This window comes from Polaribacter sp., from assembly GCF_965656025.1.
Lineage (GTDB): Bacteria > Bacteroidota > Bacteroidia > Flavobacteriales > Flavobacteriaceae > Polaribacter.
On the sequence record NZ_CBFHJT010000074.1, the window covers coordinates 1 to 8220 of the forward strand.

General features: G+C 28.5%; 9 protein-coding genes and 1 other RNA gene. 4 read left to right on the forward strand and 6 right to left on the reverse strand.

The features are described from left to right. The first annotated feature begins 423 nt into the window (after nt 1-423). Nucleotides 424-888, forward strand: coding sequence for a GNAT family N-acetyltransferase (locus ACTG3S_RS12355; protein WP_439129654.1), 465 nt, complete (start codon nt 424-426; stop codon nt 886-888). Nucleotides 889-915: 27 nt separating this feature from the next. Here the strand turns inward: ACTG3S_RS12355 and aroQ are convergent, their stop codons facing one another. Continuing rightward, nucleotides 916-1329, reverse strand: a complete 414-nt coding sequence (gene aroQ, locus ACTG3S_RS12360) for a type II 3-dehydroquinate dehydratase (RefSeq protein ID WP_439129655.1) — start codon at nt 1327-1329, stop codon at nt 916-918. 39 nt (nt 1330-1368) lie between these two features. Next, nucleotides 1369-1854, reverse strand: coding sequence for a hypothetical protein (locus ACTG3S_RS12365; RefSeq protein ID WP_439129656.1), 486 nt, complete (start codon nt 1852-1854; stop codon nt 1369-1371). A gap of 140 nt (nt 1855-1994) precedes the next feature. Between ACTG3S_RS12365 and xerD the strand changes: the two genes are divergently transcribed. Beyond that, the gene (gene xerD, locus ACTG3S_RS12370) at nt 1995-2891 is read left to right on the forward strand and encodes a site-specific tyrosine recombinase XerD (RefSeq protein ID WP_439129657.1); all 897 of its coding nucleotides are present in this window, start codon (nt 1995-1997) and stop codon (nt 2889-2891) included. 56 nt (nt 2892-2947) lie between these two features. On the opposite strand, the gene rny is transcribed toward xerD, so the two are convergent. The 4 genes from rny to ACTG3S_RS12390 all read right to left on the reverse strand — a co-directional run bounded on the left by rny (nt 2948) and on the right by ACTG3S_RS12390 (nt 5341). Continuing rightward, nucleotides 2948-4513 carry a ribonuclease Y gene (rny, locus tag ACTG3S_RS12375; protein WP_439129658.1) on the reverse strand — a complete coding sequence of 522 codons (1566 nt, stop codon included), beginning with the start codon at nt 4511-4513 and terminating at the stop codon, nt 2948-2950. 48 nt (nt 4514-4561) lie between these two features. Then, a non-coding RNA gene (gene ssrS / locus ACTG3S_RS12380) (6S RNA) lies at nt 4562-4691 on the reverse strand. 54 nt (nt 4692-4745) lie between these two features. Beyond that, nucleotides 4746-5036 (reverse strand): cell division protein ZapA, encoded by a 291-nt coding sequence (locus ACTG3S_RS12385; protein WP_439129659.1) that lies wholly within the window; start codon nt 5034-5036, stop codon nt 4746-4748. 14 nt (nt 5037-5050) lie between these two features. After that, a complete protein-coding gene (locus ACTG3S_RS12390; protein WP_439129660.1) occupies nt 5051-5341 on the reverse strand; it encodes a hypothetical protein in 291 nt (96 codons plus the stop codon). Between the two features lie 144 nt (nt 5342-5485). Here ACTG3S_RS12390 and ACTG3S_RS12395 point away from each other — a divergent pair, with 144 nt between their 5' ends. Next, on the forward strand, nt 5486-7180 hold the full coding sequence (locus ACTG3S_RS12395; RefSeq protein ID WP_439129661.1) for a M23 family metallopeptidase: 1695 nt from the start codon (nt 5486-5488) through the stop codon (nt 7178-7180). Nucleotides 7181-7194: 14 nt separating this feature from the next. Beyond that, nucleotides 7195-8220: carboxypeptidase-like regulatory domain-containing protein (locus tag ACTG3S_RS12400; RefSeq protein WP_439129662.1), on the forward strand; the 1026-nt coding region annotated here is incomplete at its 3' end.

Here is an 8220-nt window from a genome sequence, read left to right on the forward strand (position 1 = left end):
ATATTGTTGGCCCACCAAGTACTTATTCTATGTGGGCTTCTTTTTACGGACAAAAACCTTTATTATTTATTAAAGAACCTAATTATAAAATAAAAAGAAAAGAATTTAGTATTGTAGTTTCTCAAAATAAGTTCGAAAACGGGAGAGTTTTTACTCATTAAATTATAAAATAAAAACAATTTATATTTGGTAAGGTATTTTTATTTCAAAAACAACAAGTCTTTGTATTGCCAAACTTCTTTAAAGTTTAAGTCTAATAAATTGTTTTTGGGGGTAATTTCAAAAAGCCATTTATCTTTCTGCATGTGTAATATTAAAGGGTTTTAGCAAATATAATTTATTTTAACAGAATGAGGAGTATCTTTCGTTAAATGGTATTATTTTTACGATAAAAATATAATAATTCTTTATTGTTTGGTTTTGATGGATAACAAAATTCAATTTATTTCTTTTGACGAAAAATATGCCAAAGATTTTTATAACTTAAATGTAGAATGGCTTCAAAAATATTTTTATGTAGAACCTTATGACGAAAAAGTTTTAAGCAATCCACAAGAATTTATTATTGATAAAGGTGGCTTTATATTCTTTGCGAAACATAATAAAGAAGTTGTAGGTACTTTTGCTTTTATAAAACAAGACGGTTTTTATGAAATGAGCAAAATGGCAGTTGCAAATGAGTTTCAAGGGCTAAAGATTGGTCAGAAAATGTTAGGGTTTTGTATTGATTTTGCGAAAAGTAAAAAATGGGAAAACATTATTTTATATTCAAACAAATCTTTAAAAACTGCTATTTATTTATACCGAAAAAATGGTTTTAAAGAAATTCCGTTAGAAAAAGATGTGTATTATGAACGCGCAAATATTAAGATGATTTTAGAATTTTAAAAATCAGATTTTGAAACAAGTTCAAAACTAAAGAAAACTCTTTATTGCTAAATCATATCCTTTTAAACCAAAACCGAACAAAACACCACTTGCATTTGGAGATATGTAACTATGCTGTCTATATTCTTCACGAGCATGAATATTAGAAATATGGACTTCTACAACAGGCGTTTCTATACCTTTTATAGCATCACCAATACCTACAGAAGTGTGCGTGTAAGCTGCAGCATTTAAAATAATACCATCATAATTAAAACCAACTTCGTGTAATTTATCTATAATTTCGCCTTCAATATTAGACTGAAAATAAGACAACTCTACATTTTTAAATTGTAGTTGTAACTCTCTAAAATAATCTTCAAAAGTTTTAGAACCATAAATTTCCGGTTCTCTTTTACCTAAAAGATTTAAGTTGGGTCCGTTTATAATAATTATTTTCATGATGCTAAAATACTATTATAAAATAAAAAACAACTTATTTTATAATCTAAATAAAACACCTAAACTTAAATTTGTCATATCTATATTACTATTTATGCTAGAATAGGTAATATTTAATTGCGAATTATTGGTAATATTATAACCAATCATAGGTTTATAATAAAAACCTCCATCCAATCCGTCACTCAAACCCAAAGCATATCCTAAATTTGTTCCTACAAGAAATTTTGGAGTCACACTAAATCTAATTGCTCCTGAGATTGGTAAAAATGAAGCATCGGAAATATTTACAATGTCAGTTTCTTTTCCTAAAAAGTGTGTGTACTCAACTGCAGGTCCAATTGCAACTCGTCTTGCTGCAGGCAACATATAATATAATTCTGCACCTAAAACTGCATCATAAGAATTTTCTAAGTTTCCTGTTGGCAAACCAATATTTAATCCTCCACTAAAAATACTTTCCTGTGCATTTAGATTCCCTAAACTTACTATTGTTAAAATTGCAATAAATAATATTTTTTTCATAAGTTGTTTTTTATATGATTTAGAACAAAAATACTTTTGTTTACAAATTTTTAAGTGCTGTATTTATTTTTCCTTTAACTCAAATGATAATTTAATAATAAAAAGCCTATTTTTCTGAATAGTTTTAATACTTTCAAAATATGAACTGGAAAAATGCAATAAAAGACTATCAAATGTATTTACAAATAGAAAGAGGACTTTCTAAAAATACTATTGATAATTATTCTAGAGATTTAAAAAAATTAACCTTTTTTTTAGAAGAAAAAGCAATAAATATATCTCCAATTACTATTAATGGTGATATAATAAAACAATTTATTTACGAAACTGCAAAGTCAGTAAACCCTAGAAGTCAGGCTAGAATTATTTCTGGTATTCGTAGTTTTTTTGATTATTTGGTTTTTGAAGATTATAGAGATGACAATCCTACAGATTTATTAGAAACTCCTAAAATTGGTAGAAAATTACCAGACACCTTATCCCCTTTAGAAATAGATAGCTTAATTGCAGCCATCGATTTAAGTCATTCACAAGGCGAGAGAAATAGAACTATTTTAGAGATTATGTACAGTTGTGGTTTGCGAGTTAGCGAGGTTATTACACTAAAAATTTCTGATTTGTTTTTTGATGAAGGTTTTATACGTGTTTTAGGAAAAGGAAATAAAGAGCGTTATGTGCCCGTACATCATGAAGCAAAAAAATTTGTGAATTTATATAGAACTACAATTAGAAATCAAATAGAAGCTGTTAAAGGTTTTGAAGATACTTTGTTTTTAAATAGACGTGGCAAAGGCTTAACAAGACAAATGATTTTTACGATTTTAAAAGACTTATCAGAAAAAATAAATCTTCAAAAAAAAATAAGTCCACATACTTTAAGACATTCTTTTGCGACGCATTTATTGCAAAATGGTGCAGATTTAAGAGCCATACAACAAATGTTGGGTCACGAAAGTATTACCACAACAGAGGTTTATGTGCATGTAGATAAAACTTATTTGAAACAAGTTGTAGATAACTTTCATCCTAGAAAATAAAAATTCCTGCTTAAAAAGCAGGAATTATATAATATATAAAATTTTAAATCACCTTCTTATCTGGCAACATTTACAGCTCTAGTTTCTCTAATAACCGTAACTTTTACTTGTCCAGGGTAGGTCATATCATTTTGTATTTTCTGAGAAATATTAAAAGATAATTCAGAGGCTTTGGTATCGTTTACTTTTGTACTTTCTACCATAACACGTAACTCACGTCCTGCTTGTATAGCATACGCTTTTTGTACACCTGTAAAGCCAAATGCAATATCTTCTAAATCTTTTAAACGTTGTATATAAGAATCTAAAACTTGACGTCTTGCACCTGGTCTTGCACCAGAAATAGCATCACACACTTGTACAATAGGAGAGATTAAACTCTTCATTTCAATTTCATCATGGTGCGCCCCAATTGCGTTACAAACATCTGGTTTTTCGCCATATTTTTCTGCCCATTCCATTCCTAATAATGCGTGTGGCAACTCACTTTCTGCATCTGGTACTTTACCAATATCATGCAATAACCCAGCACGTTTTGCCACTTTAGAATTTAAGCCCATTTCTGCTGCCATAATTCCACATAAATTGGCAACTTCACGAGAGTGTTGTAATAAATTTTGTCCGTAAGAAGATCTATATTTCATTCTACCCACAGCTTTTACCAATTCTGGATGCAAACCATGTATACCTAAATCAATTACAGTTCTTTTACCAACTTCTATAATTTCTTGTGTAATTTGCTTTTCTGTTTTCTGCACAATTTCTTCAATTCTTGCAGGATGTATTCTACCATCGGTAACTAATTTGTGCATTGCCAAACGTGCAATTTCTCTTCGAACAGGATCAAAACAAGATAAAATAATAGCTTCTGGTGTATCATCTACAATAATTTCTACGCCTGTAGCAGACTCTAAAGCTCTAATATTTCTACCTTCTCTACCAATTATTCTTCCTTTAACATCATCGGATTCTAAGTTAAAAACAGAAACACAATTTTCTACTGCTTGTTCTACTCCTACTCTTTGTATAGTCCCTAAAACAACTTTTCTAGCTTCTTGTTCTGCCGTTAATTTAGCCTCTTCTATAGAAGTTTGTATAAAAGCCATAGCCTCTGTTTTAGCTTCGTCTTTTAAAGAAGAAACCAACTCTTTTTTAGCTTCATCTGCAGACAAACCAGAAATTTGCTCTAGCATATCTACATGCCTTTTATGCATTTTTTCTAATTCGTTTTCTTTCTTTTCTAAAAAGTCTAATTTAAAGTCGTAATCTTTTTGTTTCTGCTCAAGAGATTTATTTAACTTCTTGTTTTTATCTACTTCAGAGGCTACTTGAGATTCTCTATCTCTAGTTCTTTTCTCTACATCAGAAATCTTTTTCTCCCTAGATAAAATTACTTTTTCGTGCTCTGATTTTAGTTCTATAAATTTTTCTTTTGCCTGTAATATTTTTTCTTTTTTAATAGATTCTGCATCTATTTTTGCTTCTTTTAAAATTGAAGTAGCTTCTTTTCTAGTAGTATTTAAAAGCTTTTTTCCTTTTGCTTTTTCTAAAGTTTTAGCAATTATAAAACCTACTAAAACCCCTATGATTCCCACAATAATGGGAAGTAACATTCCGTCCATAATTTAAATTTAATATATAAAAAAAGCCTACGATAGTGTGGTTTTTATAAACTCCATTATGACAAGTTTAGGACTAACTAGCTGATCAAGGGTCCACCCAAGAAACTGAAACAAGTTCGGCTCTAGTGGCATGCTTTAGCAACTAAGACTCATCCTTCATAATAGGTATTTGTTGAGTTTATCAAACAAATTACTAACGTAGGCAGTGTGTTGTTAATGTATTTTAAAGAACTTATTTTAAATGAGTATTCACCAAATTGGTTAACTCTTTTATTTTGTTTATTGCTTCAGTATTTTCAGAACTTTTTGCGAGTGATGATATTTCTAATTTAGAAGCAAACTGTAATGCACACATGGCTAAAACATCTTGTTTATCGCTAACTGCATAATTTTGCTCGTATCTAGAAATTAAATTATTGATAGCGTTTGCAGCCTTACGCATACCTTCTTCTTCTTGCGTATTTCTAACGCTTAAAGGGTAAGTTCTACCTGCAATTACTATGTTAATTTTTAATTTATCCACTATTTAAAAGAACGTTATTCTTGTAACTGAATAATACATTTATCTATTTCTTTGATTAATGTATTTATTTTGAGTTTTGTATCTCTTGTATTATTACTACTGCCTTCTATAGTTTTTGCAATTTTTAATAAATCGTATTCTTTTTTTTGATTTTCTAAAGCTTGCTCTTTTTCGGTTAATTTTTCTTGTAATACTGTGGTACTTTTTAGCAAAATATCATTTTCTTTCTTAAGAAACTCGTAATTAAAAAGCAAACTTTCTAACTTATCTTGCAGTAAATGAATTGCATCCAAGGTATTACTCATAAAAAACTAGAATAAAACTATACTTACAAAGTTAGCATTCTGTTTTAAATTTTACAAGGTTTAATTGATATTTTAATAATATACTGATAATTAACACATTATAAAAATAAGTATTTTTAGTACTTTTACATAAAATTTTATCGCTTGAAAAAAATCGTTTTTACACTTTCTTTTTTATTCTTTTTGGTTAGCTATTCTCAAAAAAAATACCCTAAAGATTACTTTATAAATCCATTAGAAATCCCCATTGTTCTTTCTGGTACTTTTGGGGAATTAAGAAGCAATCATTTTCATTCGGGTTTAGATATTAAAACCCAAGGTAAACAAGGTTTAAAAGTTTTAGCTGTGGCTGATGGTTACGTTTCTAGAATTAAAGTGCAACAATATGGTTATGGTAAAGCTATTTATATTACACATTCAAATGGGTATACTTCAGTTTATGGTCATCTTAAAAAATTTTCAGATTCTATAGAGAATTATGTAAAAGGTATTCAATATAAAAAAAAGGACTATCAAACAGGAAATTTATTCCCCAAAAAAAATAAATTTAAAGTAAAAAAAGGGCAAGTAATTGCTTTTTCTGGTGATACAGGTGGTTCTGGTGGACCACATTTGCATTTCGAAATTAGAGATACAAAAACGGAACATGTAATAAACCCCATGCATTTTGGCATTACAACACCAGATACTAAATCACCTACAATTAATGCTTTACACGTATACCCCTTAAGTTATAATTCAAGAATAAACAAACAACAGAATAGTTTTAAAGTTCCTTTAAAAAATATAGGAAAAGGTATTTATAAAGCAGACAGAATATCTGCAAGTGGTACTATTGGTTTTGGTGTAAATGCTTTTGATCGGTTAAACAGAACCTCTAATAAAAACGGAATTTATAGTTTAGAAATGTTAGTAAATGGCAAAAGGTATTACTATCATGATGTAACTACTTTTTCTTTTGCAGAAAGTAAATATTTAAATCTTTTGATAGATTACAAATATTATAAAAAATATAGAAGTAGAGTACAAAGAACCTACAAAACTGAAGCTAATAAATTATCAATCTATAAAGATTTATTAAACAATGGTAAAATTAACATTAAAGAAGGTTTAAACTATATTGTAGAAATTATTGCAAAAGACTTTAACGGAAATAAAAGCACGGTTAAAATACCTATTATAGGTAAAGAAACCAATGTTATTTTTAAAAAACAAAAAGATACTACTGAATATAAAATTGTAGCAAAAAACTTTCAAAGATTTACGAAAGACGATGTTACTATTGCTTTTCCTAAAAACACCTTTTATGAGGATGTTTATTTAGAGTTTGAAGTTAAAAAAGGAATTGCAAACATACATAAACCCACAATTCCATTAGATAGAAAATATACACTTACCTTTAATGTTTCTAAATATACAGAAGCACAAAAAGAACAAATGTATATTGCGAATGTAGATTACCCAAAATACCCAAGATACCAAAACACTAGAAAAAGAGATAGTATTTTTTATACCACAACAAAAACACTGGGAAATTATACTTTAAAAACAGATAAAATAAAACCAAAAATTAGATTTCTTTATTTTAAAGACAAACAATGGATTTCTGGTTTAAAAACACTAAAAGTTAAAATATCAGATATTGGTTCTGGTATTAAAAATTGGCGAGCAACTTTAGATGGTAAATGGGCTTTAATGGAGTTTAATCATAAAAAAGGCATATTAACCTATGATTTTAGCGATAAAAAATTGGTTGGTAGCAAACATATCTTTAAAATTGTAGTCTCAGATAATGTTGGCAATACTACAGAGCGTTCTATTACGTTCTTTAAGAAATAAACTTATATACCTACGTGAAAAAATTATTTTTACTGTTTTTGTTTTTACCTCTTTGGGCATTTGCTCAAAAAACAAGTATTTTAAAAGGTACTGTTAAAAATAAAAACAAAAAACCTATAGAAAATGTATCTATTGAATTTGGTACTAAAGGAACAGTAACAGATAAAAATGGTAACTATTCTATTAGAATTCCTTATCAAAAAGAAATTACTATAAAATTCACCCATATTTCTTACAGAGATTTTAATTATACCATAACTGCAAAAAGCAGAACTACTATTCGTTTTTCTCCTACACTAATTTTAAAATCAGAAAAACTAGCAGAAATTGTAGTAAAAGATAGAAAAAAAGAAGCGCAGGGAATTTTAAAAATAGATCCTCTAAAAGCAAAAACCATAATCGGTGCTAATGCAGGTGTAGAAAATATTTTAATGACTTTACCTGGAGTTAACAATAATAACGAACTTAGTACACAATACAATGTTAGAGGTGGTAATTTTGATGAAAACCTAGTTTACGTTAACGGTATAGAGGTTTACAGACCTTTTTTAATTAGATCTGGCCAACAAGAAGGTTTAAGCTTTATAAACCCAAATATGGTGCAGAACATTAATTTTTCAGCAGGTGGTTTTCAAGCAAAATATGGTGATAAGCTTTCGTCTGTATTAGATATTACTTATAGAACTCCCAAAGAAATAAGTACAACTATAGACGCTAGTTTGTTAGGTGGTAGTGTAACTTTTGAAGGTAATTTTTTAGATGATAAACTAAAAGTTATTACAGGCGCTAGATATAGAGACAATAGCTTGTTTGTAAACAGCAAACAGATAGAAACCAATTTTAGGCCTACTTTTACAGACTTACAATCTTTTGTAACTTATCAATTTACAGATAACTTTTCTTTAAACTATTTAAGTAACTTCTCTGTAAACAATTATAATTATCAACCTTTTTCTAGAAGAACCCGTTTTGGTACAGTTGCAGATCCTTTAGAGTTAATTGTTTTTTACGATGGTAGAGAAGAAAATAATTATTTAACT